Here is a 25,056-nt window from a genome sequence, read left to right on the forward strand (position 1 = left end):
GGACCAGACCTCGGATGCGCAATTGCGCATCGGGGAATCTCGAGATTCCGGGTTCGATGCTGCGCATCGCCCCGGAATGACAACATCAAACCTTACCCCGCGAGATCGACCTTTGACGCGACGGTGGAATCGGCATTGAGCCGATAGACCACCGGCGCGCCGGTTGCGAGCTCGCGCTTGAGGATCTGCTCCGGCGTCAGCTTCTCCAGCACCATGATCAGCGCGCGTAGCGAATTGCCGTGCGCGGCGATCAGCGTGCGCTCGCCGCGCAGCACGCCGGGCAGGATCTCCTGCACGTAGTAGGGCAGCGTACGCGCCAGCGTGTCCTTCAGGCTTTCGCCGCCGGGCGGCGGCACGTCGTAGGAACGGCGCCAGATCAGGACCTGGTCCTCGCCCCACTTTTTGCGGGCCTCGTCCTTGTTGAGGCCGGAGAGATCGCCGTAGTCGCGTTCGTTGAGCGCGAGATTCTTCGTGGTCGGCAATCCGGTCTGGCCGATCTGCTCCAGCATCAGCTTCAGCGTGTGCTGCGCACGGGTGAGATCGGAGGTGAACGCGACATCAAACGACAAGCCCTGCGCCTTCAGCTTGCGGCCGGCCTCCTTGGCTTCGTTGACACCTTGCTCGGTGAGATCAGGGTCCTTCCACCCGGTGAACAGGTTCTTCAGATTCCATTCGCTTTGGCCGTGACGAACGAGCACAAGAAGACGATCACTCATTTCAGATTCCGTTTTCGCTTAGCTGGATTTCATTCCGTCGAGCGGCGTCAGTCGCTCAACCCGAGGACGTCGGCCATCGAATACATGCCGGGCTTCTTGCCATGGGCCCACAGCGCCGCCTTCAGCGCGCCCTGCGCGAACAGCGCGCGATCTTCTGCATGGTGCGAGAGCGTGATGCGCTCGGAGGGGCCGGCAAAGATCACGCTGTGATCGCCGGCCGCAGTGCCGCCGCGCAATGAGGCAAAGCCGATATCGCCCGCGCGCCGCGCGCCGGTGAGACCGTCGCGACCGCGCGCCGAATGCTGGTCGAGCGCGATTCCGCGTCCCGCGGCCGCGGCTTCACCGAGCATCAAGGCGGTGCCCGACGGCGCATCGATCTTGGACTTGTGGTGCATCTCGAGAATTTCGATATCAAAGCTCTGGTCGAGCGATTGCGCGACGCGCTTGACGAGCGCGGCGAGCAGATTGACACCGAGGCTCATATTGCCTGATTTCACCACGATGGCGCGGTTGGTCACGCTGCGGATCACCGCATCGTCGGACGGCGACATCCCGGTGGTGCCGATGACGTGAACGAGGCCGCGCTCGGCCGCGATCGCGACATTGGCGATGGTCGCGGCCGGCACGGTGAAATCCAGGATGCCGTCGGCGCCGGCCGACATCGACCACAGATCGGCCGACAGCTTGACGTCATTGGCGGGGAGGCCGGCGAGCACGCCGGCGTCCTTGCCGAGCAGCTCCGAGCCCGGCGCTTCCAGCGCACCGACCAGCACCGCCCCCGGGGTCTCGGAAATCACCCGCGTCAGCGTGCGGCCCATCCGGCCGCCGGCTCCCGCAACAATCAGACGCATGTCAGCCATGGCTCACCTCTCCACGCGATATAGCGAGCCAAGGCTGTTCCGGCAACCGAACCGGCCACCCGCGATCAGGGCTACGGGCTGTCGTGCCCCTCAATGATGATGAGGTCGGCAATCGAATGCGGCTGCCGCACCTTGACGTTGGCCTGGTATTCCGGCGACTGGTAGCAAGCGAGCGCGGTCGCGTAATCGGGGAATTCGATCACGACGTTGCGCGAGCGGCTCTGGCCCTCCACGCCGGTGAACTTGCCACCGCGCACAATGAACTTGCCGCCGAATTTCTGGAAGATGGCAGGGTTGGCCGCCATGTAGGGCTTGTAGCCCTCCTCATTGTGAACGTCGACGCGTCCAATCCAGTATCCCTTCGCCATCTCTGTTCTCCCTCTTGTTGTTCAGGCAAGCGCCTGGGCGATCTCGGTGTGAATGGCTTCGGCTGCGGCCTTCGGATCGGCGGCTTCCAGCACCGGACGTCCGACCACAAGATAGTCGGCGCCGGCGGCAATGGCACGGGCCGGCGTCATGATACGCTTCTGGTCGCCGGTCGCCGAGCCTGCCGGGCGAATGCCCGGCGTCACCAGGTTCATCTGATCGCCGACGATCTTGCGCAAGGCGGCGGCCTCCTCAGGCGAGCTGACGAGGCCGTCGACACCAAGCGCCTGCGCCTGTTTGGCGCGCGCTTCGACGAGATCGGAGACGTTGAGGCGATAGCCCGCCGCATGCAGATCAGTGTCGTCGTAGGAGGTCAGCACCGTCACCGCGAGGATTTTCAGGCCGGAGCCGGCGCGGGCCTCGACCGCTGCCTTCATGGTCTGCGGGTAGGCATGCACGGTGAGAAAGGTCGCGCCGAGCCCGGCGACGCTTTCGACCCCGCGCGCGACGGTGTTGCCGATGTCGTGCAGCTTCAGATCGAGGAATACCTTCTTGCCGCTGCCTGCAAGCTGTTTCGCCAGGATGAGGCCGCCGGCATAACCGAGCTGATAGCCGATCTTGTAGAAGGTGACGGCATCGCCGAGCCGGTCGATCATCGCCTCGGCGCTGGCGACGGACGGCAGATCGAGCGCCACGATCAACCGGTCTCTTGGAGCGATCCTGGCTGGCTGCATGTCACCTCACATCATGCGTTGGGAATGGTCGATCAGCTGCCGCACCACCGCGTGCATCGCGTCGATGTCGGCCTGGTGCTTCAGATGATCCATATCGTCGTAGGCCTGCTCGGCGAATGACAGCGCGAGCTGGTTCGGGATCACGGTGGCGTGGCACGCCGTCAGGATCAGGCGCAGCGCAGCCAGCGCGCGCGTGCCGCCGAGTCGGTTGCCGGATGCGGCTGAAATCGCGAACGCGCGGCCGTGGAACACCTGGCCTCGCACCTCATGCGGATCCTGCACGCGGCTTACCCAGTCGATCGTGTTCTTCACCAGCGCCGGCACCGAGGAATTGTATTCCGGCGTCACGATCAGCACGCCATGATGGGCGCCGATCATCCGCTTCAGATTCACGGCATGCTGCGGCACGCCGGATTTCGCCTGCAGGTCGCCGTCATAGATCGGCAGCGGAAAATCGCCGAGCGAGATGCGGGTGACGCCGGCGCCGGATTGCGCCAGTTCGTACGCCAGGACGGCGGCCAGCTTCGCATTGAGCGAGCCTGACCGAAGCGATCCGGGGATCACGAGGATTTTCAGCGCGGACATTTTGAAATCGCAGGTATTCGTCGCACGCCCGGCGCGACGGGCGCTGGGTGGTTAGCCCTTGCGATACACCCAGACCCGCGCGGGCGGAAGGTTCATCCAGATCCGCTCGGAGGCCTCTGTGGACACGCCCGGCAGCGACTTCGGAATCGGAGGCACCACCGAATAGGTGAACTGAATGAACGGCGCGCCGGGTGCGAGCGCCAGGAAGGCGTCACGGACCAGCCTCAGGCGGGTCAGCATCGGCTTGGTGACGAGCGGCAGGCCGGAGACCACGGCCGAGGCGGGCGATTTCAGCACCTCCCACACAGTATCGCGCAGCGTGTAGGCGTCCCCCTGGACGACCCTGGCCTGCGGATAGCGTTCGCGCAGCAAGGCGCAGAAGCCGGGATTGTATTCGACCAGGACGAGACGCTTTTGATCGACGCCGTGCTCGATCAGCGCGTTGGTGATCGCCCCGGTGCCGGGTCCAAGTTCGATGACCGGCCCCTCGGCGTCGCGATCGACATATTGCGCCATGGTGCGGGCGAGCAGCCGTCCGGACGGCATCACCGCGCCCATATGCAGCGGCTTCTCAATCCATGAACGGAGAAATCGAACCTCGTCGTCGAGACGGAGGGGCTTCTTCGACGCACGCACGGACGATTGCAAAGGCATGTCGCTACCAGGCGGGGACCGCACAATCGAGCGGTTGTCAGAAAACAGTCATAAAGACGTATAGGTCGAAGTCGTTACGGTCAAGCATAACGACTGCGGCTAGACGGAGCGATTGCCAAAGAAGTCCTTGACCTTAGAGAAGAAACCCGCGGCCTCCGGCTGGGTTGCGCCGGACGACAGTTTTTCGAACTCCATCAGCAGTTCTTGCTGCTTCTTGGTCAGATTCTGCGGCGTTTCGACCACGACCTGGACATACATGTCGCCGGTCTGGCGCGAACGGAGCACCGGCATGCCCTTTGATGCGATGCGGAATCGGCGGCTGGACTGGGTGCCGGCCGGCACCTTCACCTTGGTCTTGCCCTTGTCGATGGTCGGCACCTCGAATTCGCCGCCGAGCGCTGCGGTCACCATCGAGATCGGCACGCGGCAGTGCAGGTCGGCGCCGTCGCGCTGGAAGAACTGGTGCGTGGTCAGCGACAGGAAGATGTAGAGGTCACCCGGCGGTCCGCCGCGGACACCGGCCTCGCCTTCGCCGGCGAGACGAATCCGGGTGCCGTCCTCGACGCCCGGGGGAATGTTGACCGACAGCGTGCGCTCGCGCGTCACCCGGCCGGAACCGGCGCAGGAGGTGCAGGCATCCTCGATCATCTGGCCGCGGCCCTGACAGCCGGGACAGGTCCGCTCGAGCGTGAAGAAGCCCTGGGCCTGCCGGACACGGCCGGCGCCGCCGCAATGCGAGCAGGTCTTGGGCTTGGTGCCGGCCTTGGCGCCGGTGCCCGAGCAGGATTCGCAGGTGACCGAGACCGGGATCTCGATCTGCGCGGTCTTGCCCTGGAAGGCCTCCTCGAGCGTGATCTCCATGTTGTAGCGCAGGTCGGCGCCGCGCTCGCGGCCGCCGCCGCGGCGCTGCCCGGCCATGCCGAACAGGTCCTCGAAGATGTCGGAGAAGGATGAGGCGAAGCCGGCGCCGAAGCCGGGGCCGCCACCGCCCATGCCCTGCTCGAACGCGGCATGGCCGAAGCGGTCATAGGCGGCGCGCTTGTCGCCGTCCTTCAGCACCTCATAGGCTTCGTTGATTTCCTTGAACCGGATTTCGCTGTTGGCGTCGCCCGGATTCTTGTCCGGATGCCACTTCATTGCGAGCTTGCGGAAAGCCGATTTGAGCTTGGTCTCGTCCGCGTTCCGCTCAACCTCGAGGGTCTCGTAATAGCAGCGCTTGGTGGACATCCTTCAATTCCGTCCGAAGTTCATCGCGATCGCCAAAGATTGCGCTGAGGATCGCGTCAAGGATTGCGCCTGTCTGGAAGATGCAGCGATCGCCTTAAAGAAAAATGACCCCCACTCCTCCGAGACGCGGCGCGTGCTCATTGGTGTGAGGGTCATGATCGCAAATCCGCTTAAGCAGACTTCTTGCTGTTCTTGTCGTCGTCGACCTCGGTGAATTCCGCGTCGACAACGTCATCCTTAGCAGCGTCCTTGGCCGCATCGGCCTCGGCCTGCTGCTTGTACATGGCTTCGCCGAGCTTCATCGAAGCCTGCGCCAGCGTGTTGGTCTTGGCCTTGATCGCCTCGGCGTCGTCGCCCTTCAGCGCTTCCTTGAGGTCGCTGACGGCGTCTTCGATCGCGCGGCGCTCGGTGTCGGCGATCTTCGAACCGTGTTCGGCCAGAGCCTTCTCGGTCGAGTGAACCAGACCGTCGGCATGGTTCTTGGCGTCGACAGCCTCGCGGCGCTTCTTGTCCTCGGCCGCGTTGACCTCGGCGTCCTTGACCATCTTGTCGATGTCGGCCTCGGACAGACCGCCGGATGCCTGGATCCGGATCTGCTGTTCCTTGCCGGTCGCCTTGTCCTTGGCCGAGACGTTGACGATGCCGTTGGCGTCGATGTCGAAGGTCACCTCGATCTGCGGCATGCCGCGCGGAGCCGGCGGAATGCCCATCAGGTCGAACTGGCCAAGCATCTTGTTGTCGGCCGCCATTTCACGCTCACCCTGGAAGACGCGGATGGTGACGGCGCCCTGATTGTCTTCGGCGGTCGAGAACACCTGGCTCTTCTTGGTCGGGATCGTGGTGTTGCGGTCGATGATGCGGGTGAACACGCCGCCCAGCGTCTCGATGCCCAGCGACAGCGGGGTCACGTCGAGCAGCAGCACGTCCTTGACATCGCCCTGCAGCACGCCGGCCTGGATCGCAGCGCCGATCGCGACGACCTCGTCGGGATTGACGCCCTTGTGCGGCTCCTTGCCGAAGAACTGCTTCACGACTTCCTGGATCTTCGGCATGCGGGTCATGCCGCCGACCAGCACCACTTCGCCGATCTCGCCGGCGGTCAGGCCGGCATCCTTCAGCGCCTTGCGGCACGGCTCGATGGTCTTCTCGACGAGGTCGGCCACCAGCGCCTCGAACTTGGCGCGGGTCAGCTTCATCGTCAGATGCTTCGGACCGGTCTGGTCAGCCGTGATGAACGGCAGGTTGATTTCGGTCTGCGTGGTCGACGACAGCTCGATCTTGGCCTTTTCCGCAGCCTCCTTCAGGCGCTGCAAGGCAAGCTTGTCGTTGCGCAGGTTGATGCCCTGTTCCTTCTGGAATTCATCGGCGAGATAGCCGACCAGGCGCATGTCGAAATCCTCGCCGCCGAGGAAGGTGTCGCCATTGGTCGACTTCACCTCGAACACGCCGTCGCCGATCTCGAGGATCGAGACGTCGAAGGTGCCGCCGCCGAGGTCGTACACGGCGATCGTGCCCGACTTCGACTTGTCGAGACCGTAGGCGAGCGCGGCAGCCGTCGGCTCGTTGATGATGCGCAGCACTTCGAGGCCGGCGATCTTGCCGGCGTCCTTGGTGGCCTGACGCTGCGCGTCGTTGAAATAGGCGGGAACCGTGATGACAGCCTGCTCGACCTTCTGGCCAAGATGCGCCTCAGCGGTCTCCTTCATCTTCTGCAGGATGAAGGCCGAGACCTGCGAGGGCGAATAAGTCTTGCCATCGGCTTCGACCCAGGCGTCGCCGTTCGATGCCTTGACGATCTTGTAGGGAACGAGCTTCTTGTCCTTTTCGACCATCGGGTCGTCGTAGCGGCGGCCAATGAGGCGCTTCACCGCAAAGAACGTACGCTCGGGATTGGTCACCGCCTGGCGCTTCGCCGGCTGGCCAACGAGGCGCTCGCCATCGTCAGTGAAGGCAACGATCGACGGCGTCGTCCGCATACCCTCGGCATTCTCGATCACCTTGGCGTTCTTGCCATCCATTACGGCGACGCACGAATTCGTGGTGCCGAGGTCGATCCCAATGACCTTACCCATGGTTTTGATATCCTCTTTGCTACGGCAGGTTGGTTGGGCCCTAACGGCGCTCCGTACCGAACCCCCAGACGTTCACATACTCGCGATATTGCGACGGTGAGCCTGATATAGGAGAGAGGGTCCTGCCCGCAAGGACTGGACGCAACGTTGAGGCCTGAAAAGACTGACGTTTGAAAGATTGTGTCAGCCCGGCTGCAGCGCCGGTTCAAGCCCGATCCAAGTTAACAAATCGGCAATGATGCCGCGCGCCGTCGACCGCGAACATCCGCTACACGACGTCCGTGCTGTTGAGTGAACACTCACAAACGTCGTATGCGAGGGCGGCGCACAGGCTGAGGGCGCGCTGTTTGGCCGCTGGCAGCCGATCATCGGAAACGTCGGAAAACTGGAAAGTGCCAGCCAATCGGGGCGAAAAGCCCATGGAATCGGGCCTGCAGGCCCGGAGCGGAGCTTTGGCGGCCTGTTGCAGGGTCATTAAAACCGCTAAAAGCGGTCCGACTGAAAGAGGCCATCCAGCCCTGCACCGGCCCCGTTGCGCGGCCACCAAGCAAAACCGGTAGATCCCCCATGACGCCTTTTCGACTTCTCGTTGCGGTTGTCTTGCTGCTTGCTGTCACCTGTCGTGGCTTTGCCGCCGACGTGGTGTTTCCGCCGGGCGCGCATGTCGGGATGAAGCCGCTGGTGGGCCTCAACCGCGCCAAGTCGTTCATCGGCTTCGAGACCGAGGACCAGGGCGTGAAGGTCTTGATCGCCGATCTGCCCGCGGACGCCTACAACGAGGTCGTAAGCGCCTTCAAGGCCAACCCGGCCGGTAGCGGAAACATCAAGCCGGAGAGCCTCGAGACGCCGGCCGGCCTTGCCTATTACACCGTGGAGAGCGCGCGTGACGGCACCACCAATGTGCGGCGCTATTCGATGATCCTGCCGGGACCGACCTTCTCCGGCTATGTCGCGGTGCAGGTGCCGGAGAACGCGAGCAAGATCTACACCGACGACGCCGTGCGGCAGATGTTCGCCACCGCCCAGATCCGCAACGAGGTGCCGGTCGACGAACAGCTCGGCATGATGCCGTTCAAGGTCACCGAGCTCAGCAGCTTCAAGAATGTCCGCATGCTGGCGCCGGGCGCGGCGCTGCTGATTGCCGACGGCGACGACAGGGGCCTTGAGACCAAACCCTTCATGCTGCTTGGCATCATTGGCTCGGCCCCGGCCACACCGGATGATCGCGGCCGCTTCGCCCAGCAAATCGCCACCACCATCCCCGGCGTGCGCGACGGGCGGATCACCATGTCCGAACCGATCCGGATCGACGGCCAGCCCGGCTTCGAGACGCGCATCGACGCCGTCAGCGGCAAGGACAACACCCCGGTGACCATCGTGCAGTGGCTGCGGTTCGGCGCGCAAACATCGATGCGCATCATCGGCAGCTCCCCGCGCACCGATTGGGAGAAGGCCTTCCCGCGCTTCCGCGCGGTGCGCGACGGCATCCAGCCGCGCGGCTGACGGGCTCGCCGAAAAATCGGACTTTCGCAGCTCCACGAACGGAACTAGCCTCCTCGCACGGCTATCAGAGCGAGGAGGGGCGCGATGTTGGATCGACGACAGGTCGTTGCAGGGCTCGGTACGCTGGCGCTTGCCGCGCTGGTTCCAAAACATCTCTGGGCGGCTGCGATCAAGCCCGACGACGGCTCCGCGCTGCTCGTGATCGACGTCCAGAACTGCTTCCTGCCCGGCGGCAGCCTCGCGGTGAAGGACGGCGAGCAGGTGGTGCCGGTGATCAACCGGATCGCCAAGAGCTTTGCCAATGTGGTGATGACGCAGGACTGGCACACGCCCGGACATATCTCCTTTGCCTCGACCCATTCAGGCAAGAAGCCGTTCGAGACCGTCGACCTCGCCTATGGCAAGCAGGTGCTGTGGCCCGACCACTGCGTCCAGGGCACCGACGGCGCTTCGCTGTCGAAGGATCTCGCGATCCCGCAGGCCGAGCTGATCATCCGCAAGGGTTTTCACAAGGACGTCGACAGCTACTCCGCCTTCACCGAGGCCGACGGCAAGACCACCACGGGGCTCGCCGCCTATCTGAAGGCGCGCAACGTCGAGCGGGTTTTCGTGGCCGGGCTCGCCACCGACTTCTGCGTGGCATGGACCGCGCTCGATGCGCGCAAGGCCGGCTTCGAGACCTATGTGGTGGAAGATGCCTGTCGCGGCATCGACACCCAGGGATCGCTCGCCAAGGCCTGGGACGACATGGCCAAGGCCGGCGTCAAGCGCATCCAGTCCTCGGATATCGCGTAAGACGCAGCCTCGCGAGATCCGCATGGCCGCGTCTGCGTCACCCCTGGCATTCGATCTCGCGCAGCGCCTGCCATCGCCGCCCCTGGCGGGCCTGATCGTCCGGATCACCGGTTATCGCGAAACCGCGACGGGCCGGTTCGCACAACGGCAGACCGCGCCGCTGATCGTCCCGCTGATCATCAGTTTCGGCTCGCCGTTCCTGATCGCGCTGTCGCGCGAGCCCGGCGCGGCCGATCGTCAGCTCAGCTTCGCCGCCGGCCTGCATGCCGGGCCGGTTTACATCGAGTCCGACGGCCACGCTGCCTGCGTGCAGGTGGATTTCACCCCGCTCGGCGCCTACGGCTTCTTCGGCGGCGCCGTGACCGACCTGGTCGGGCGCATGGTCGATATCGACGATGTGCTCGGCCATGATGGCCATCGTCTGCGCGAGCAGCTCGGCGCCGTGACGTGCTGGCAGCGCCGCTTCGACCTGATCGAGGCGTTCGTGCAGCGTCGCGCCGGCCGCATGCCATCTCCCGAAGTCGCGTTCGCCTATCGAAAGCTGGCGCGTTCGGCCGGCGCTGTCAGCATCACGGCATTGGCCGACGAGATCGGCTGGAGCCGCAAGCATCTGGCCAGCCGGTTTCGGTCCGAGCTCGGCCTCGCCCCCAAATCGCTGGCGCGCATGATGCGGTTTCACCGGGCGAGCCGGCTGGCACAAAGCCAAGCCGCGCTTGGCTGGGCGGGGATCGCGGCGGAAAGCGGCTATGCCGACCAGGCCCATCTCGCCCGCGAGTTCGTCGAATTCGCGGGCGAACCGCCAACCGCCTGGGCGCGCCGCCAAGCGCTGACCGATCGCCGGCTGGTTCACGCCGGCGATGGGCTGGCGGACTGGTAACAAACCTTCAAGCCGACGCCGCGTTGCCTCGTGCAGGATGGCGCCGTCAACCAAGGAGGTGAGCGACCATGACGCACGACATCGAACCGCCCCGCATCTACCCGACCCTGCGCTGCAAGGACGCCGAGGCGATGACCAATTGGCTTACGACGGTGCTTGGGTTCACCGAACACGTCGTCTACCGCGATGGCGGCGTGATCCATCACGCCGAGCTCGCCTATGGTTCCTCGATGCTGATGCTGGGCCAGGGCCGTGACGACGCATATGGCAGCCTGGTCGGCGACCTCGACAACCGCCGCACGGACTCGATCTATATCGCCGTCGACGATCCCGACGCGCTGCACGCGAAGGTCAAGGCTGCCGGCGCAAAGATCGAGATGGAACTGCGCGACACCGACTATGGCAGCCGCGACTTCGCCTGCCGCGATCCGGAAGGAAATCTCTGGAGCTTCGGCACCTATTGGCCGAAGGCACACGAAAAGCCGTGACCGTGAGCCCGCGCAATCCGCGAGCTCACAAACAGGCAGCCGGGATCGGACGGATCAGGCGGTGATGTCGGCGGTCGGGGCGGCCTTGGCGCCGCCCTTGGAGACGCCGACCAGTGCCGGACGCAGGATGCGCTCGCCGATCATGTAACCGGCCTGCACGACCTGCACCACGGTGCCCGACGGCACCGAAGGATCAGGCACCTCGAACATCGCCTGCTGGAAGTTCGGATCGAACTTCTCGCCGATCGGGTCGAACTTCTTGACGCCGTTCTTTTCCAGCGCGTTGAGCAGCGAACGTTCGGTCAGCTCGACGCCTTCGATCAGCGCCTTCAGGCCGGGATCGGCGGCTTCCTTGGTCTCGGCCGGCACCGCATCGAGCGCGCGCTGCAGGTTGTCGGCGATATCGAGCACGTCGCGGGCAAAGCCGGTGATGCCGTAGGTCTTGGCGTCGGCGACCTCGCGGCGAGTGCGCTGGCGGAGATTCTCCATCTCGGCCAGCGTGCGCAGCGTCCGGTCCTTCGCCTCGGCGAGTTCCTTGGTCAGCGCCTCTGCCGATCCGGCCTCGGGCTCGTCAGGCATGATGTAGGGCTTCGAGACCACGGGCTCACCCGTCGGCGCCGAATTCTCGGTGTTGTCATTGGCCCGGTTCGGATCGGTCATGGCTTGCCTTCTCGAAAACTCGCGTCGGTTCAAATCTTGGGGATTGCTTGCCGGGATATCGTGCTTTGGGCGGCGAAAATCAAGCGCAACATACCGGTTTCGGGAACTGGGATCTCCGGCTTGGGTGAAGAAAGCCCGTCAAATGAAAGCGAAATCGCCTCCGGTCAGCCGCCCAGCATCTTGCTGACGATGCGCGCGGCATAATCGACGGTCGGGATCACCCGCGCATAGTTCAGCCGCGTCGGTCCGATCACGCCGAGGACGCCCACGATCCGGCCCTGGGCGTCGCCGTAGGGCGCGATGATGGTCGAGGAACCCGACAACGAGAACAGCTTGTTCTCCGAGCCGATGAAGATCCGCACGCCCTCGCCGCGTTCGGCGCGGCCGAGCAGATCGATCACGCCGCGCTTGGTTTCGAGATCGTCGAACAGCGATTTGATGCGCTCGAGATCGTCGAGCGCATGCAGGTCCTCGAGCAGATTGGCGTGACCGCGCACGATCAGCTGGCGGTCCTCGTTCTCGCCGCCGGACCAGCTCGCGATACCCGCCGCGACCACCTTTTGCGTGAGCTGATCGAGCTCGGCGCGGTTTTGCGTCAATGCCGTCTCGAGCTCGAGCCGCGCTTCAGCCAGCGTCCGGCCGCGGATCCGCGCATTGAGGAAGTTGGTCGCCTCGGTCAGGGCCGAGGATGGAACACCCGGCGGCAGCGCCAGCACGCGGTTTTCGACCTGGCCGTCTTCGCCGACCAGCACGACCAGCGCCTTCTCCGGCTCCAGCCGCACGAACTCGATGTGCTTCAGCCGCGCATTCGACTTTTGCGTCAGCACCACCGCCGCGGCACGGGTCAGCCCCGACAGCCGCGTCAAGGCTTCGCCAAGCGCGGCCTCGACGGATTGCGCGCGGCCGACGGCCGCAAGCTGGGTCTGGATCGATTGGCGCTCGGCCTCGGTGAGGTCGCCGACCTGCATCAGCGCATCGACGAAGAAGCGCAGCCCGAGTTCGGTCGGTAACCGGCCGGCGGAGGTATGCGGCGCATAGATCAGGCCGAGCTGCTCGAGATCCGACATCACGTTGCGGACCGAAGCGGGCGACAGCGGTAATGCGATCAGGCGCGAAATGTTGCGCGAGCCGACCGGCTCGCCGGTCGCGAGATAGCTTTCGACGATTTGACGAAAAATGTCGCGCGAACGCTCGTTGAGCTGGGCGAGCCCGGCATGCGGCGCGATCAGGCCGATCGGATCGTGGTGAGTCACACTCCAGTCCCTCACAATTACTGCATAATTTGTCGATCCGGGAGGCCGATGACAAGCATGCATTCGGCCCCGTGGTACCGGACCATACCGGGGCCGAAAACCCTCGCCAAAACCCTTGCCGCTGCCCCTTCCCCCTCCTACAAGCACGGCCAGCCAATTTTCTCGGATTTCTGGAGGATTTCATGCGGCCAAGCCGCCGTGCACCCGATGAACTGCGTCCCGTGTCGCTGGAACGCGGCGTCGTCAAATATGCCGAGGGTTCCTGCATGGTGAAGTTCGGCGACACCCATGTGCTGGTGACCGCCACGCTGGAAGAGCGGTTGCCGCCGTGGCTGAAGGGCCAGGGCCGCGGCTGGGTCACCGCCGAATACGGTATGCTGCCGCGTGCCACCTTGGAACGCACCCGTCGCGAGGCCTCGGCCGGCAAGCAGGGCGGCCGGACGGTCGAGATCCAGCGGCTGATCGGCCGCTCGCTGCGCGCGGCCATCGATCTCGAGGCGCTCGGCGAGCGCCAGATCACGGTCGATTGCGACGTCATCCAGGCCGACGGCGGCACCCGCACCGCCTCGATCACCGGTGCCTGGGTGGCGCTGGCCGACTGCATCAACTGGATGAAGACCCGCAACATGCTGAAGACCAATGTGTTGCGCGACAATGTGGCGGCGATCTCCTGCGGCATCTACCAGGGCACGCCGGTGCTCGATCTCGACTATGCCGAGGATTCCGAAGCCGACACCGACGCCAATTTCGTCATGACCGGCGACGGCCGGATCATCGAGGTGCAGGGCACCGCCGAGAAGACGCCGTTCTCGGAAGGTGAATTCCTGGCGCTGATGGCGCTGGCGCGCAAAGGTGTCGCGCGTCTGGTCGACTTGCAAAAGATCGCGGTGGCGTAGTCAGATTGGTCATGCATCGCCGAATCACCGGAAGGCTCGTCATCGCCACCCATAATCCCGGCAAGCTTGCCGAGATGCGGGAACTGCTGGCGCCGCACGGCGTGGAGGTGGTGTCGGCCGGCGAGCTTGACCTCACCGAGCCCGAGGAGACCGGCGACAGTTTTCGCGCCAACGCGGCGATCAAGGCGATCGCGGCAGCGAAGGCGACCGGACTGCCCGCCTTCGCCGACGATTCCGGCATCGTGGTCGACGCGCTCGACGGCGCGCCCGGGATCTACTCGGCGCGCTGGGCCGGCGAGGGCAAGGATTTCATGGCGGCGATGACGCGGATCGAGCGGCTGCTGCAGGAACGCGGCGCCACCGCACCGGACCGGCGCAAGGCACACTTCGTGTCGGCGTTGTGCGTGGCCTGGCCCGACGATCATCTCGAAGAGGTCGAGGCCCGCGTCGATGGAACACTGGTCTGGCCGCCGCGTGGCACTGCCGGCTTTGGCTACGATCCGGCCTTCCTGCCCGACGGCTACACGCGGACCTTCGGTGAGATGACGAGCATCGAGAAGCACGGCCTGCCACCGCTCGGGCTCGGCCTGTCGCACCGCGCCCGCGCCTTCGTGAAGCTCGCGGAGATCTGCCTTGAGCCACGCTGACCGAGAAGCCTTCGGCGTCTACGTGCACTGGCCGTTCTGCCTGTCGAAATGCCCGTATTGTGATTTCAACAGCCACGTGCGGCATGCGCCCGTCGACGAGGAGCGTTTCGTGCGCGCGTTCGCCCGCGAGATCGAGACGACGGCCGCGCGCGTGCCGGGGCGCGAGGTCTCTTCGATCTTCCTCGGCGGCGGCACCCCGTCGCTGATGCAGCCGCAGACCGTCGGCGCCGTGCTCGATGCGATCGGCAAGCACTGGCAGGTCTCGCGCGATGTCGAGGTCACGCTCGAGGCCAATCCGACCAGCGTCGAGGCGACGCGCTTTCGCGGCTATCGCGCAGCCGGCGTCAATCGCGTCTCGCTCGGCGTGCAGGCGCTCGATGACGCCTCGCTGAAGGCACTGGGCCGCCTGCACACCGCGCGCGAGGCGCTCGACGCTGTCGCGATCGCGCGCTCTGCATTCGACCGTTATTCGTTCGATCTGATCTATGCCCGCCCCGACCAGACACCGCGGATGTGGGCCGATGAACTGAAGCAGGCGATCTCGGAAGCGGCCGAGCATCTGTCGCTCTACCAGCTCACGATCGAGGAAGGCACGCCGTTCTTCGGGCTGCATGCCGCCGGCAAATTGCAGACGCCGGATGAAGCGACCGCGCGCGCGCTCTACGACGTGACGCAGGAGGTCTGCGCCCGCGAGGGATTGCCGGCCTATGAGATCTCCAATCACGCCCGCGCCGGCGCGGAGTGCAAGCACAACCTCGTCTACTGGCGCGGTGAGGAATATGCCGGCATCGGCCCCGGCGCACATGGCAGGCTCGACATCGATGGCGTCAGGCACGCGACCGCAACCGAGCGGCGCCCCGAGGCCTGGCTACTAAACGTCGAGGAGCGCGGTCACGGCGTCGTCAGCGATGACAGCCTCAACAGCGAAGAGCGCGCCGACGAATTTCTGCTGATGGGGCTGCGGCTCGCCGAGGGCATCGATCCCAAGCGCTATGCGAAGCTCTCCGGCCGCCAGCTCGATCCGAACCGGATCGCGATGCTGCGCGAGGAAGGCGCGATCGCCGTCGACGCCGACGGACGGCTGCGGGTGACCAAGTCGGGATTCCCGGTGCTTGACGCCGTCGTTGCGGATCTCGCCGCCTAGATGCACGCCGCCAAAATATCGAAAACAACCCCATGCAAAGTAGCTGGCGGGTGTTTTAAAGCGATTTCAGGCCAGCGCCTGACGAAAATCAAGCGCCAAAACTCTTCGGCGAGCCTGCGACCGGCGTGCTGCCGCCTGAGGCCACCTTCATGACCGCAAGGCCGCGCTCATTGGTGCCGTCGGAGCGGAAGCGGAACAAACCGTCGATGCCGGCAAAGCCGGACGGATTGGTCAGCGTCTCCGGCGCAAAGCGCTGCGCGCCTTGCGTGCGCGCGAGCGCCGCCATCAGCGCCACGGCATCATAGGCAAGCGTCGCGGTGCGCACCGGCTCGCCGCCATATTTGCTGCGGTAGCGGCCGGCGAAGCTGCGGAAGCCGGACGGATCGGGCGCGGCGTAGAGGCCGCCCTGCAAGACGGGGCTCGCGAACACCCGCGGATTGTCCCACAGCCCGGTGCCGAGCAGCTGGATGTTGCGCAGATTGGCGCCGGCTGCGGTCAAGGCATCGGCGGTCGCGACCACCGAATCGCCGTCGTCGGCGATCAGCAGCGCATCGGCCTGGCCGAGCGCCTGCGCCACGGTTCGCGCCGGCGTCGCACGATCGGCGCCATATTTCTCGAATGCGACCACGCGGCCGTTCTTGCGGCCGACCGCCTGCTTGAACGCGGCCTCGACCACGTTGCCATAGGCATTGTCCGGCACCATCGCGGCGAACGAGCGCTTTCCGATCCCGGCGGAATAGTCGACGATGCGATTGATGTCGGACTCCGGCAGGAAGCTCAGCAGATAGACGCCGCGCCCGGCCACGCTCGAATCGGTGGAGAACGCGATCACCGAGGTTCCGCGCGGCCGCGTCAGTTGCGCGACGGCCGGCACCGAGCCTGCGAACAGCGGCCCCAGAATGATTTCGGCGCCTTCGGACAGGGCCTGCTGGGCACCCTGCGATGCGCCCTGCGGGCTGCCGCCATCGTCCTTGATCAGGAGCTGGATGTTCGGGTTCTGAAATTCCGCCAGCGCCATTTCGGCTGCGTTCCGCATCGACTGGGCGGCAAGCCCGGCATTGCCGGACGCCGACAGCGGCAGGATCAGCCCGATCTTGACCTGCCCGGTGCCGACCGCCTGCGGCTGCTGCTGCGGGCCGGCGGGACCGCCTTCCTGGTTACCGCCGAACGGGCTGGAAAACTGGCTCAAGCTCTGCTGCACGCCGGAACAGGCCGTCAGCAGCGGCGCGCCCACGATGAGGCCGAGCGCGGTCCGCCGGGTGGCGCCCGACGGCGGGGACTTGCGGTGATGCGGGCCTTCCATCGTCTCTCTTCTCTTGGCCGACCGTGATCGGCCAGGACTCCATCCAGCTCTGATGAGGCGGGTGGATTCAGGCATATTGTCGGCGAATAGTTAACTAAAACAAAAGGATTATGGCCCCGCGGCGCCCTTGCCGCGGCCTCCATACCCCCCTCAGGCAGCGTTCCGTCACCGCCCTTTGCGGATGTGGCGCTAGCGCCGCCATCCCTCTAGAGCTTATCCCGTTCCGATTGAATCGGAACGGGGCTCTAGATTCTCGGTTTGACGCGTTTTCTTCACGCGAACCGGTACCCACTTCGCTCGAAAACGCTCTAGATTGGCATTATGCGCGCAAAAGCCAGTTCCCTCCACCATTCGGATGCCACGACGGGCGCTGCCACCAAAACCTTTTCGATCGGCGGCCAGCAGCTGGCCGCGCCAAAGGCCAAGCCTGGACTGCATCTGGTCGCGACCCCGATCGGAAATCTCGCCGACATCACCCTGCGCGCGCTGGAAACGCTGGCCGGTGTCGACGTCATCGCCTGCGAGGACACAAGGATCACGCGCCGGCTGACCGAGCGTTATGCGATCACCGCCGAGCTCGCGCTCTATCACGAGCACAACGCGGCCCAGGCCCGCCCCAAAATCCTGGAGCGCCTGGCGCAGGGCGCCGCGATCGCGCTGGTTTCCGACGCCGGCACGCCGCTGATCTCCGATCCCGGCTTCAAGCTGGTGCGCGACGTCTGCGCCGCCGGACATGCCGTCATCGCGGTGCCGGGGCCATCGTCGGTGCTGACGGCCCTGTCGGTCGCGGCATTGCCGACCGACCGGTTTTTCTTCGAGGGATTTTTGCCCGCGAAGGAGCACGCGCGCCGGGCGCGGCTCAACGAGCTGGCGAGGGTCGATTCGACGCTCGTGATGCTCGAATCGGGCAACCGCGTACAGGACACGCTGCGCGATCTCGCCGCGATCATGGCCGGCCGCGATGCCGCGATCTGCCGCGAGCTGACCAAGCTGCACGAGGAGGTCACGCGTGCGCCGGTCGCCGAGCTGGCGGCAAGCGCGGACGCGCTGGAAACACGCGGCGAGTTCGTGCTCGTCATCGGACCTCCGGCCGGTGATGCCGGGGTGATGGATCAGGATAAACTCGACGATCTGCTGCGGGCGCAGCTCGCCCGCGGCAGCGTCAAGGACGCGGTCGCCCATGCGGTCGAACTGTCGGGCCGGCCGCGCCGCGAGGTCTATGCCCGCGCCCTCGAGCTTGCGAAGATCATCGGGGACGGCAATGGCGAAGAGTGACAGCGCCTCGCCGGAGCGCGTCGCGGCGTTCCGGGCCGGCATCTCGGCCGAGAGCCGCGCCGCAGCGCTTCTGATCGCCAAGGGTTATCGCATCCTGGCACGACGCTTTCGCACCCCCTTCGGCGAGATCGACCTGGTGGTGCGCCGGCGCAATTTGCTGGCCTTCGTCGAGGTCAAGGCCCGTGCCAGCCTCGACGACGCCGCCTATGCGGTGACGCCGCGGCAGCAGCTGCGCATCATCAATGCCGCCCAGGCCTGGCTGATGGCGCATCCCGAACATGCCGAATTCGATCTCAGATTCGACGCCGTGCTGATTGCGCCGAAGAGCCTGCCGCGCCATCTGTTAGCGGCATTCGACGCCAGCCCTAATTAACCTCAAGACCTCGCGGGACACGCTTATGAAATTGAAGATCGCCGTCCAGATGGATCCCATCGCGCGCATCAATATCCGCGGCGATTCGACGTTCGCGTTGCTGCTCGAGGCGCAAAAGCGCGGCCACGGCATTTCCTACTACACGCCCGACAAGCTGTCGCTGCGCGGCGAGGAGCTGGTGGCGCCGGTGCAGCCTCTCACCGTGCGCGACGAGGCCGGCGATCACTTCACGCTGGGCGAGGCGAAGCGCGAGCCGCTCAACGGCTTCGACGTCGTGCTGCTGCGCCAGGATCCGCCGTTCGACCTCGCCTACATCACCTCGACCCATTTGCTCGAGCGCATCCATCCGAAGACGCTGGTCGTCAACAACCCGGCCAGCGTACGCAACGCGCCGGAAAAGCTGTTCGTGATGAATTTCCCGCAGCTGATGCCGCCGACCCTGATCTCGCGCGATCTCGACGAGATCAACGCATTCCGCGACCAGCATGGCGCCGTCGTCATGAAGCCGTTGCACGGCCATGGCGGCGCCGCCGTCTTCCGCGTGATGCCGCAGGACATGAATTTCGGCTCGCTGTTCGACATGTTCTCGGTCACCTTCAAGGAGCCCTGGGTGATCCAGCGCTTCCTCCCCGAGGTGAAGCATGGCGACAAGCGCATCATCCTGGTGGATGGCGAGTTCGCCGGCGCCGTCAATCGCGTGCCGGCAGCGGACGATCTGCGCTCCAACATGGTGCGCGGCGGCGCGGCCAAGGCGACCGAGCTCTCGGATCGCGAGCGCGAAATCTGCGCCACCGTTGGGCCCTCGTTGCGCGAACTTGGTCTGATGTTCGTCGGCCTCGACGTGATCGACGGCAATCTGACCGAGATCAACGTCACCTCGCCGACCGGCATCCGCGCAATCCAGCGGCTCAATGGCCCCGACGTCGCGGCGATGATCTGGGATACCATCGAGAAGAAGCGCGCCGCCAGATAACCCTTGTGCGCCGCACAGCCGGCTGAAATCCAGCCGGCGTTCGATCGCGCATGCGTTCTCCTTATTCTTCTTGCCAGCTTGCGCGGGCGAGGGCAGCATCCTCTTGCCTGCGTCAGGTCAAGCAGCGGGTCAACGCGCGGGCAACAACGCGAAAATATCATAAAAATTGTGGAGGAAGACGTTATGACGCTCAATGTCTCACGACGATCCTTGCTCGCGCTCGGCGCCGGTCTCGGCGCCAGTACCCTGCTCGGGGGCACCGCACAGGCACGCGCGCCGAAGCTCGGCACGCAGACACCCTACTGGCACCGCTTCATGCTCGGCGAAGCCGAAGTGACCGTCGTATCCGACGGGCCGCTTCCGCTCGGCGACCCCTCCGGCACCTTCACCGGTGTGCCGAAGGAGGAGGTGAAGAAGATGCTCTCCGACAACTTCCTCTCGCCCGACAATGTCGTGCTCGAGCAGAACTCGCCGATCGTCAACACCGGCGACAAGCTGATCCTGTTCGATACCGGCATGGGCACCTCGAAGGCCTTCGGTCCGACCACGGGCCGGCAGCAGAAGAGCATGAAGGAAGCCGGCATCAAGCCGGAAGACATCGACGCCGTCGTGCTGTCGCACGCGCATATCGATCATATCGGCGGCATTGTCGGCACCGACGACAAGCCGCTATTCCCGAACGCGCAGTACTACATCGCGCAGAGCGATCTCGAGTTCTGGACCGACGAAGGCAAGATGGGCAGCCCGTTGAAGGATTTCATCGTGCACGCCCGCAAGAACCTGCTGCCGGTGCGCGACCGCATCGTGTTCTTCAAGGACGGCCAGGAATTCCTGCCCGGCGTGACGGCAATCGCAGCGCCCGGCCACACCGTGGGCCACACCATCTTCATGGTGAGCTCGGGCGGCAAATCCTTCGCCTTCCTCGGCGACCTCTCGCATCACGCGGTGCTGCTGCTCGAGCGTCCGCGGATGGAGTTCTCCTACGACACCGATCCGAAGCAGGCGGCGAACTCGCGGGTCAAGCTGCTGGAGATGCTGGCCGCGAACAAGACCGCCGTGATGTCCTATCACTTCGCCTGGCCGGGCTACGGCCACGTCGCCAAGGCCGGCGAGGGCTTCCACTACTATCCGGAGCCGATGCAGATGAACCTGTGACGGCGGCGCAGCCGGGGGCGATGCGCTTGCCCCCGGATGTTCTCCTAATGCTCTTGCGCTGGAGCCGGGAATTGTGAGCTTTGCACACCCCTCCCGTGGATAAGCCTTAATTTCCAGTGGGTTGAGTCAGATTCAATTTTGAGAATTTCCGGTCACGGATCATGAGTCCTACAGGTTGCTACAACCGAATCGGCTCAACCGGAGATTCTGCATGCCTGAGGTCACCGAGGCGGACTACGAACATCTGCAGGGGCGCGTTCAAGCCCAGAACCTACTGCTGCGCGCCCTCTACACTAACTGGGCCGAGCGACAACCCGACCCCATCGGGAATATGCGCAAATCTATCGGCCTTCTGATTGATTCCGTCCGAGACACGAATCCGCCACAGGACGATTTTGAACATCGGGTTTGGGATCACATAGACGCCGAACTCGATCAGTTCGCAGAGGCCGTTGCAACTCGCCTAAAGGCTTTGGGCCATAGCTAAACGGCTCGCCGGGCACGACGACAAGGCAGCGCACCATTTCATTCATCGCTTGGCTGACTTCTTTGTGGGCTTCTGCTTGGCGATCTTGCCCAGCCTCTCGCTGAACCGCTTTTCGCTGTCGTCCGCTTCGAGGTCGCGGGCGGCTTGTTTGAACTTCTCGATTTGAGACTTTTTGACAGCCATGCCTAAAGTTTCCTACGTGGCGTACATTGACGAATCCGGTGACGATGGAGTCGCCAGCGTTCGCCCGATCGATCCTAGCGGCGCGAGCGAATGGTTCGTTCTCTCTGCCTTGGTTGTCCGCGCGAGGCTCAGCGCGAGACTGTTTGGGTGCGCGATATCCTAAAGCAGATTCGCCTAGAACAGCGCCGGACCCTGCATTTTCAGCCCCTAGACGATTGGCGGCGCGCAATGGTTTGCGCCGGCATAGCGAAATTACCAGTGCGCTGCTTCGCGGTCATCTCGAACAAAGCCAATATGCACGGCTACCGGAACAAGAGGGCGGAAGCTGCATCGGTACTCGCCGGCAGAACCTGGTTCTATTGGTGGATCACCCGCCTCTTGCTGGAGCGCGTGACCGACTTCTGCGAGCAGCGATCCTACCGCGACTATGGAGAGCCGCGGATTGTCCGCCTTGAGTTCGCGCGCCGCAAAGGCCTGCGATACGGGCATCTACAAGCGTACCTGTGTTGGCTAAGAATGCAGAGCCGGGCTAACGCATTATTTTTGCGGCGAGGCGATCTCAAATGGTCCGTGGTAGATCCAATCCACCAGATCGCCGCCATCGATAACTCCGAACGCGCGGGCCTTCAATTGAGCGATTCAATCGCCTCATCGTTCTATCAGTCGGTCACAAGCGCGGACGTTTCTCCGGCCATCGCACTTGAGCCCCGAATGGCGCGAGGTCGCGACGGTCAGGTCTTCGAGTACGGCCTCAAGCTGATGCCCGACAACTTTCTTAGCCGCGCGACGCCTGAGCAGAGACGCATTTTCGATCACTACAAGGCGGGAACGAAATGAATAGACCAATTTGGGGCCGTTTAATCGCCTTGGCTGTGGTTGAATTGGTAATAGGCGGTATGTGGCTGTTCGGCACTATGAACCCGGCGGTTTTCGCTGTGCTGATGCTAGGTGTGCCCTTTGTCGCTCTGACGGTTGCTATGCCAATGATGTATTTGATCAGGTCCAATCGTTCTTTAAACAAGCCGCCTGCAAATTTGAAAAAGTGAGGCAGGCCCCCGGACCCTGAGGACACCGCTGGTTTGTAGTCCCACCCTCACGGTGAGGCATCCATACGGCTGTCATGCAAAGCATGACTCGGGTTTTTTCCGGCGTTGCCTGCCTTGTGATTCTGTACCAGATTCCTGTTGTCGAATCAAGTGGTTAGCTAACCAACTGACGACGAATCACTTTTCGCGTCGCAGGAAATCGAACTCCAACTGCACGCCCTTGGTGCGCATTCGAGCCGCGCCGCTCTAGCTTACCGGGACGGTGAGCGATCAGCGGCACGATAAGTGAGTCGCTTGCTTAATGGCCTTCTCGGCCCGATCCTGATCGTCCACGCCAAGCGCAACGCGGTTGCTTGTAGCGGAAATCGACATGTTCCTTTTATCATCGGCCGCCACTGTGCCGACGGCCGTCGCGCAGTTATCTACGATAAGCAACAGAGCCGGGGGCCGGCGCCGCCGCCCCCAATGTTCTCTTAATGTTCTTGCGCCGGAAGGCCCGCTCCGCTACCTTGGGTGGCGGAAGATAGGGGCAGCATGGTTCAGCGCGTTTCCACCGTCGCATTCGAGGGGATCGAGGCCCGCGCGGTCGACGTGCAGGTGCAGGTCGCGCCGGGATTGCCGGCATTCGCGATCGTCGGCCTGCCCGACAAGGCGGTGTCGGAAGCCCGCGAACGCGTGCGTTCGGCGCTGATCGCGTCCGGCCTCGCGCTTCCCGCCCGCCGCATCACCGTCAACCTCGCACCCGCCGACCTGCCCAAGGAGGGCAGCCATTACGACCTGCCGATCGCGCTCGGCCTGATGGCGGCGATCGGCGCGATTCCGCCGGATGCGCTGAACGGCTTCACCGTGCTCGGCGAGCTCGGGCTCGACGGCTCGCTCGCGCCGGTGGCCGGCGTGCTGCCCGCGGCAATCGGCGCCAATTCGCGCGACGAGGGATTGATCTGCCCGGCGGCCTGCGGCTCGGAAGCCGCCTGGGCCAGTCCGGACATCCAGATCATCGCGGCACACTCGCTGATCCAGATCGCCAACCACTTCAAGGGCACGCAGGTGCTGTCGCGCCCGCAGCCGAAGGTGCAGGACCAAAACGAGGCGCGCGAGGAAACGCTTTTGGACCTGCGCGACATCAAGGGCCAGGAGAGCGCGAAACGCGCGCTCGAGATCGCCGCCGCCGGCGGCCATCATCTCTTGATGATCGGCTCGCCCGGCGCCGGCAAATCGATGCTGGCGGCGCGACTGCCCTCGATCCTGCCGCCGCTGTCGCCATCGGAGCTGCTCGAAGTCTCGATGATCGCCTCGGTTGCCGGCGAGATCCGCGACGGCGCGTTGACCGCGCGGCGCCCGTTCCGCAGCCCGCATCATTCCGCCAGCATGGCCGCGCTGACCGGCGGCGGCATGCGCGCCAAGCCGGGCGAGATCTCGCTCGCGCATCAGGGCGTGCTGTTCCTCGACGAATTGCCGGAGTTCGATCCGCGCGTGCTGGATTCGCTGCGCCAGCCGCTGGAGAACGGCGAGGTATCGGTGAGCAGGGCCAACCACCGCGTCACCTATCCGGCGCGCTTCATGCTGGTCGCGGCGATGAACCCGTGCCGTTGCGGCCATGCCTATGAGCCCGGCTATTCCTGCAAGCGCGGCCGGCTCGACCGCTGCACCGCCGACTACCAGATGCGAATCTCCGGCCCGCTGATGGATCGCATCGATCTCAGGATCGAGGTGCCCGCCGTGACCGCGGCCGATCTGATCCTGCCGCCGCCGGCGGAGGGATCGGCCGAGGTTGCCGCCCGCGTCGCGGCCGCGCGCGACATCCAGCTCGCGCGCTATGCGGCTGCCGGCATGCCGCATGTCCGCACCAATGCGGAAGCGCCGAGCTCGCTGCTCGAGACCATCGCGCAGCCCGACGCGCATGGACAGAAGCTGCTGCGCGAGGCCGCCGACAACATGCACCTCACCGCGCGCGGCTATCACCGGGTGCTGCGGGTGGCGCGCACGCTTGCCGATCTCGACGGCGCCGAGACGATCGGCCGGCTGCACCTCGCCGAAGCGCTGTCCTATCGTGCATTGGCCGACGATTTGCGCCGCGCCGCGTGATCCAAACCGAAGCCCTGTCCCGATTCGTGCCGCAATGCCCCGCGTCAACGCCGCGGTAACGAGTTTTGTTTACGCTGCGCAAACCATAAGCACCGCGATCCGCGGCAAGCTTGGGTCGAGCGAGTTGTGTCATGTTGCGTTTGAAGATTTTGACGTCTGTGGTCCCCCTTGCCGTGGCCGCGGTCCTTGCCCGCGCCGAGTTCCTGCCGGGCCCGCGGCCCTGCATCGAGGTGGGTGGCGCCACGATGCAGATCGCATCGATCCCCTGGCTGGCGCAGCTTCACGTCAGCTTCACTGACGACCCCAGCCAGGCCACCGTCCGGGTCCAGATCGCCGACAGCGCCGATGCCGCCGACTTCACCGTGATCGACGACATCGACGATGCCGAGGCCGGCGCCTGCGAGCGCAGCGCGGCCGCGCAACTGATCGGGATTTCCAGCGATGCCTCGGCGACCGGCCCCGTCATCTATCTGACGCATGATGACGGCCCATCCGACTACCGTGTCTTCGTGCAGTCGAAGACGTTCTCGGCGCGCGATGCCGCGGCCCTGATCGTCAGCGCGCGCGGCGGACACCGCCGCCTTGAAGCCGCATCGCCCGAACCTGACACGCGCGTCCCGAACCGGGTCATGGCGGAGTTAACCCCCCGCTAACCTTGTTATCAGGGCAGCGCGAAATGGCCACCAACTTCAAGCACTT

The 25,056-nt window shown here is 64.7% G+C and carries 28 protein-coding genes; 16 read left to right on the forward strand and 12 right to left on the reverse strand.

The features are described from left to right. Positions 1–92: 92 nt before the first annotated feature. The 8 genes from E2I15_RS30200 to dnaK all read right to left on the reverse strand — a co-directional run bounded on the left by E2I15_RS30200 (position 93) and on the right by dnaK (position 7,214). Positions 93–716, reverse strand: coding sequence for a 2,3-bisphosphoglycerate-dependent phosphoglycerate mutase (locus tag E2I15_RS30200; RefSeq protein WP_137478341.1), 624 nt, complete (start codon positions 714–716; stop codon positions 93–95). 47 nt (positions 717–763) lie between these two features. Then, the gene (gene dapB, locus E2I15_RS30205; RefSeq protein WP_016841511.1) at positions 764–1,576 is read right to left on the reverse strand and encodes a 4-hydroxy-tetrahydrodipicolinate reductase; all 813 of its coding nucleotides are present in this window, start codon (positions 1,574–1,576) and stop codon (positions 764–766) included. Positions 1,577–1,647: 71 nt separating this feature from the next. Continuing rightward, complete coding sequence (locus E2I15_RS30210) at positions 1,648–1,944, reverse strand: DUF1330 domain-containing protein (protein ID WP_016841510.1); 297 nt, start codon at positions 1,942–1,944, stop codon at positions 1,648–1,650. Between the two features lie 21 nt (positions 1,945–1,965). After that, positions 1,966–2,676, reverse strand: a complete 711-nt coding sequence (gene pyrF, locus E2I15_RS30215) for an orotidine-5'-phosphate decarboxylase (RefSeq protein WP_137478340.1) — start codon at positions 2,674–2,676, stop codon at positions 1,966–1,968. Positions 2,677–2,682: 6 nt separating this feature from the next. Beyond that, positions 2,683–3,261, reverse strand: a complete 579-nt coding sequence (locus E2I15_RS30220) for an NADPH-dependent FMN reductase (protein ID WP_137478339.1) — start codon at positions 3,259–3,261, stop codon at positions 2,683–2,685. Between the two features lie 51 nt (positions 3,262–3,312). Beyond that, positions 3,313–3,915, reverse strand: coding sequence for a class I SAM-dependent methyltransferase (locus E2I15_RS30225; RefSeq protein ID WP_069279064.1), 603 nt, complete (start codon positions 3,913–3,915; stop codon positions 3,313–3,315). Positions 3,916–4,014: 99 nt separating this feature from the next. Continuing rightward, a complete protein-coding gene (gene dnaJ / locus E2I15_RS30230) occupies positions 4,015–5,142 on the reverse strand; it encodes a molecular chaperone DnaJ (RefSeq protein ID WP_018269310.1) in 1,128 nt (375 codons plus the stop codon). 170 nt (positions 5,143–5,312) lie between these two features. Then, complete coding sequence (gene dnaK / locus E2I15_RS30235; RefSeq protein ID WP_026192053.1) at positions 5,313–7,214, reverse strand: molecular chaperone DnaK; 1,902 nt, start codon at positions 7,212–7,214, stop codon at positions 5,313–5,315. Between the two features lie 567 nt (positions 7,215–7,781). On the opposite strand from dnaK, the gene E2I15_RS30240 reads away from it, so the two are divergent. The 4 genes from E2I15_RS30240 (at position 7,782) to E2I15_RS30255 (ending at position 10,877) form a co-directional block, all read left to right on the forward strand. After that, positions 7,782–8,717 carry a hypothetical protein gene (locus tag E2I15_RS30240; protein ID WP_137478338.1) on the forward strand — a complete coding sequence of 312 codons (936 nt, stop codon included), beginning with the start codon at positions 7,782–7,784 and terminating at the stop codon, positions 8,715–8,717. A gap of 84 nt (positions 8,718–8,801) precedes the next feature. Continuing rightward, positions 8,802–9,512: a bifunctional nicotinamidase/pyrazinamidase gene (gene pncA / locus E2I15_RS30245; RefSeq protein WP_137478337.1), complete on the forward strand. Its 711-nt coding sequence runs from the start codon at positions 8,802–8,804 to the stop codon at positions 9,510–9,512. Between the two features lie 22 nt (positions 9,513–9,534). Continuing rightward, the gene (locus E2I15_RS30250; protein WP_137478336.1) at positions 9,535–10,389 is read left to right on the forward strand and encodes an AraC family transcriptional regulator; all 855 of its coding nucleotides are present in this window, start codon (positions 9,535–9,537) and stop codon (positions 10,387–10,389) included. Between the two features lie 68 nt (positions 10,390–10,457). Next, a complete protein-coding gene (locus tag E2I15_RS30255; RefSeq protein WP_137478335.1) occupies positions 10,458–10,877 on the forward strand; it encodes a VOC family protein in 420 nt (139 codons plus the stop codon). A gap of 54 nt (positions 10,878–10,931) precedes the next feature. On the opposite strand, the gene grpE is transcribed toward E2I15_RS30255, so the two are convergent. Beyond that, a complete protein-coding gene (gene grpE, locus E2I15_RS30260) occupies positions 10,932–11,537 on the reverse strand; it encodes a nucleotide exchange factor GrpE (RefSeq protein ID WP_137478334.1) in 606 nt (201 codons plus the stop codon). Between the two features lie 164 nt (positions 11,538–11,701). After that, the gene (gene hrcA / locus E2I15_RS30265) at positions 11,702–12,790 is read right to left on the reverse strand and encodes a heat-inducible transcriptional repressor HrcA (protein WP_016841498.1); all 1,089 of its coding nucleotides are present in this window, start codon (positions 12,788–12,790) and stop codon (positions 11,702–11,704) included. A 182-nt stretch (positions 12,791–12,972) separates the two neighbouring features. Here hrcA and rph point away from each other — a divergent pair, with 182 nt between their 5' ends. The 3 genes from rph to hemW are packed head-to-tail and all read left to right on the forward strand — an operon-like array spanning position 12,973 to position 15,477. Continuing rightward, the gene (rph, locus tag E2I15_RS30270; protein ID WP_137478333.1) at positions 12,973–13,686 is read left to right on the forward strand and encodes a ribonuclease PH; all 714 of its coding nucleotides are present in this window, start codon (positions 12,973–12,975) and stop codon (positions 13,684–13,686) included. Between the two features lie 11 nt (positions 13,687–13,697). Further along, a complete protein-coding gene (gene rdgB, locus E2I15_RS30275; RefSeq protein WP_137478332.1) occupies positions 13,698–14,333 on the forward strand; it encodes an RdgB/HAM1 family non-canonical purine NTP pyrophosphatase in 636 nt (211 codons plus the stop codon). Then, entirely contained in the window at positions 14,320–15,477 is a 1,158-nt protein-coding gene (hemW, locus tag E2I15_RS30280) for a radical SAM family heme chaperone HemW (RefSeq protein ID WP_137478331.1), read from the forward strand. The genes rdgB and hemW overlap by 14 nt, the downstream gene beginning before the upstream one ends. Before the next feature lie 88 nt (positions 15,478–15,565). On the opposite strand, the gene E2I15_RS30285 is transcribed toward hemW, so the two are convergent. Next, on the reverse strand, positions 15,566–16,780 hold the full coding sequence (locus E2I15_RS30285; protein ID WP_137478330.1) for a penicillin-binding protein activator: 1,215 nt from the start codon (positions 16,778–16,780) through the stop codon (positions 15,566–15,568). A 321-nt stretch (positions 16,781–17,101) separates the two neighbouring features. Between E2I15_RS30285 and rsmI the strand changes: the two genes are divergently transcribed. From rsmI to E2I15_RS30315, 5 genes are all read left to right on the forward strand, one after another. Continuing rightward, complete coding sequence (gene rsmI, locus E2I15_RS30295; protein ID WP_137478328.1) at positions 17,102–18,055, forward strand: 16S rRNA (cytidine(1402)-2'-O)-methyltransferase; 954 nt, start codon at positions 17,102–17,104, stop codon at positions 18,053–18,055. Then, positions 18,000–18,428 (forward strand): YraN family protein, encoded by a 429-nt coding sequence (locus E2I15_RS30300; protein WP_422109829.1) that lies wholly within the window; start codon positions 18,000–18,002, stop codon positions 18,426–18,428. The genes rsmI and E2I15_RS30300 overlap by 56 nt, the downstream gene beginning before the upstream one ends. A 25-nt stretch (positions 18,429–18,453) precedes the next feature. Then, a complete protein-coding gene (gene gshB, locus E2I15_RS30305; protein ID WP_137478326.1) occupies positions 18,454–19,401 on the forward strand; it encodes a glutathione synthase in 948 nt (315 codons plus the stop codon). A 183-nt stretch (positions 19,402–19,584) separates the two neighbouring features. Further along, positions 19,585–20,556, forward strand: coding sequence for an MBL fold metallo-hydrolase (locus E2I15_RS30310; protein ID WP_137478325.1), 972 nt, complete (start codon positions 19,585–19,587; stop codon positions 20,554–20,556). Between the two features lie 211 nt (positions 20,557–20,767). Continuing rightward, positions 20,768–21,043: a hypothetical protein gene (locus E2I15_RS30315; protein ID WP_137478324.1), complete on the forward strand. Its 276-nt coding sequence runs from the start codon at positions 20,768–20,770 to the stop codon at positions 21,041–21,043. A 42-nt stretch (positions 21,044–21,085) separates the two neighbouring features. On the opposite strand, the gene E2I15_RS38895 is transcribed toward E2I15_RS30315, so the two are convergent. After that, positions 21,086–21,226: a hypothetical protein gene (locus tag E2I15_RS38895; RefSeq protein ID WP_170991467.1), complete on the reverse strand. Its 141-nt coding sequence runs from the start codon at positions 21,224–21,226 to the stop codon at positions 21,086–21,088. Positions 21,227–21,316: 90 nt separating this feature from the next. Between E2I15_RS38895 and E2I15_RS30320 the strand changes: the two genes are divergently transcribed. The 4 genes from E2I15_RS30320 (at position 21,317) to E2I15_RS30335 (ending at position 25,010) form a co-directional block, all read left to right on the forward strand. Beyond that, positions 21,317–22,063, forward strand: coding sequence for a DUF3800 domain-containing protein (locus E2I15_RS30320; RefSeq protein ID WP_137478323.1), 747 nt, complete (start codon positions 21,317–21,319; stop codon positions 22,061–22,063). Then, complete coding sequence (locus E2I15_RS30325) at positions 22,060–22,272, forward strand: hypothetical protein (protein ID WP_137478322.1); 213 nt, start codon at positions 22,060–22,062, stop codon at positions 22,270–22,272. The genes E2I15_RS30320 and E2I15_RS30325 overlap by 4 nt, the downstream gene beginning before the upstream one ends. A gap of 534 nt (positions 22,273–22,806) precedes the next feature. After that, positions 22,807–24,357, forward strand: coding sequence for a YifB family Mg chelatase-like AAA ATPase (locus E2I15_RS30330; protein WP_137478321.1), 1,551 nt, complete (start codon positions 22,807–22,809; stop codon positions 24,355–24,357). 131 nt (positions 24,358–24,488) lie between these two features. Beyond that, positions 24,489–25,010, forward strand: coding sequence for a hypothetical protein (locus E2I15_RS30335; RefSeq protein WP_155262631.1), 522 nt, complete (start codon positions 24,489–24,491; stop codon positions 25,008–25,010). Positions 25,011–25,056: the final 46 nt, after the last annotated feature.

Origin of the sequence: Bradyrhizobium sp. BR2003, assembly GCF_009720285.1 — a bacterium.
In the GTDB taxonomy this organism is placed as follows: domain Bacteria; phylum Pseudomonadota; class Alphaproteobacteria; order Rhizobiales; family Xanthobacteraceae; genus Bradyrhizobium; species Bradyrhizobium elkanii.

Bases quoted from the DNA above. Each gene is read 5' to 3' on its own strand.
- E2I15_RS30255 (WP_137478335.1), top strand. From the start codon at position 10,458: ATGACGCACGACATCGAACCGCCCCGCATCTACCCGACCCTGCGCTGC.
- E2I15_RS30335 (WP_155262631.1), top strand. From the start codon at position 24,489: ATGTTGCGTTTGAAGATTTTGACGTCTGTGGTCCCCCTTGCCGTGGCC.
- rdgB (WP_137478332.1), top strand. From the start codon at position 13,698: ATGCATCGCCGAATCACCGGAAGGCTCGTCATCGCCACCCATAATCCC.
- E2I15_RS30315 (WP_137478324.1), top strand. From the start codon at position 20,768: ATGCCTGAGGTCACCGAGGCGGACTACGAACATCTGCAGGGGCGCGTT.
- E2I15_RS30225 (WP_069279064.1), bottom strand. From the start codon at position 3,915: ATGCCTTTGCAATCGTCCGTGCGTGCGTCGAAGAAGCCCCTCCGTCTC.
- gshB (WP_137478326.1), top strand. From the start codon at position 18,454: ATGAAATTGAAGATCGCCGTCCAGATGGATCCCATCGCGCGCATCAAT.
- E2I15_RS30220 (WP_137478339.1), bottom strand. From the start codon at position 3,261: ATGTCCGCGCTGAAAATCCTCGTGATCCCCGGATCGCTTCGGTCAGGC.
- rph (WP_137478333.1), top strand. From the start codon at position 12,973: ATGCGGCCAAGCCGCCGTGCACCCGATGAACTGCGTCCCGTGTCGCTG.
- E2I15_RS30320 (WP_137478323.1), top strand. From the start codon at position 21,317: ATGGTTCGTTCTCTCTGCCTTGGTTGTCCGCGCGAGGCTCAGCGCGAG.
- E2I15_RS30240 (WP_137478338.1), top strand. From the start codon at position 7,782: ATGACGCCTTTTCGACTTCTCGTTGCGGTTGTCTTGCTGCTTGCTGTC.
- dnaK (WP_026192053.1), bottom strand. From the start codon at position 7,214: ATGGGTAAGGTCATTGGGATCGACCTCGGCACCACGAATTCGTGCGTC.
- E2I15_RS30250 (WP_137478336.1), top strand. From the start codon at position 9,535: ATGGCCGCGTCTGCGTCACCCCTGGCATTCGATCTCGCGCAGCGCCTG.
- E2I15_RS30210 (WP_016841510.1), bottom strand. From the start codon at position 1,944: ATGGCGAAGGGATACTGGATTGGACGCGTCGACGTTCACAATGAGGAG.
- E2I15_RS30300 (WP_422109829.1), top strand. From the start codon at position 18,000: ATGCCCGCGCCCTCGAGCTTGCGAAGATCATCGGGGACGGCAATGGCG.
- dapB (WP_016841511.1), bottom strand. From the start codon at position 1,576: ATGGCTGACATGCGTCTGATTGTTGCGGGAGCCGGCGGCCGGATGGGC.
- E2I15_RS38895 (WP_170991467.1), bottom strand. From the start codon at position 21,226: ATGGCTGTCAAAAAGTCTCAAATCGAGAAGTTCAAACAAGCCGCCCGC.
- E2I15_RS30330 (WP_137478321.1), top strand. From the start codon at position 22,807: ATGGTTCAGCGCGTTTCCACCGTCGCATTCGAGGGGATCGAGGCCCGC.
- pncA (WP_137478337.1), top strand. From the start codon at position 8,802: ATGTTGGATCGACGACAGGTCGTTGCAGGGCTCGGTACGCTGGCGCTT.
- E2I15_RS30200 (WP_137478341.1), bottom strand. From the start codon at position 716: ATGAGTGATCGTCTTCTTGTGCTCGTTCGTCACGGCCAAAGCGAATGG.
- dnaJ (WP_018269310.1), bottom strand. From the start codon at position 5,142: ATGTCCACCAAGCGCTGCTATTACGAGACCCTCGAGGTTGAGCGGAAC.
- pyrF (WP_137478340.1), bottom strand. From the start codon at position 2,676: ATGCAGCCAGCCAGGATCGCTCCAAGAGACCGGTTGATCGTGGCGCTC.
- rsmI (WP_137478328.1), top strand. From the start codon at position 17,102: ATGCGCGCAAAAGCCAGTTCCCTCCACCATTCGGATGCCACGACGGGC.
- E2I15_RS30310 (WP_137478325.1), top strand. From the start codon at position 19,585: ATGACGCTCAATGTCTCACGACGATCCTTGCTCGCGCTCGGCGCCGGT.
- grpE (WP_137478334.1), bottom strand. From the start codon at position 11,537: ATGACCGATCCGAACCGGGCCAATGACAACACCGAGAATTCGGCGCCG.
- E2I15_RS30325 (WP_137478322.1), top strand. From the start codon at position 22,060: ATGAATAGACCAATTTGGGGCCGTTTAATCGCCTTGGCTGTGGTTGAA.
- E2I15_RS30285 (WP_137478330.1), bottom strand. From the start codon at position 16,780: ATGGAAGGCCCGCATCACCGCAAGTCCCCGCCGTCGGGCGCCACCCGG.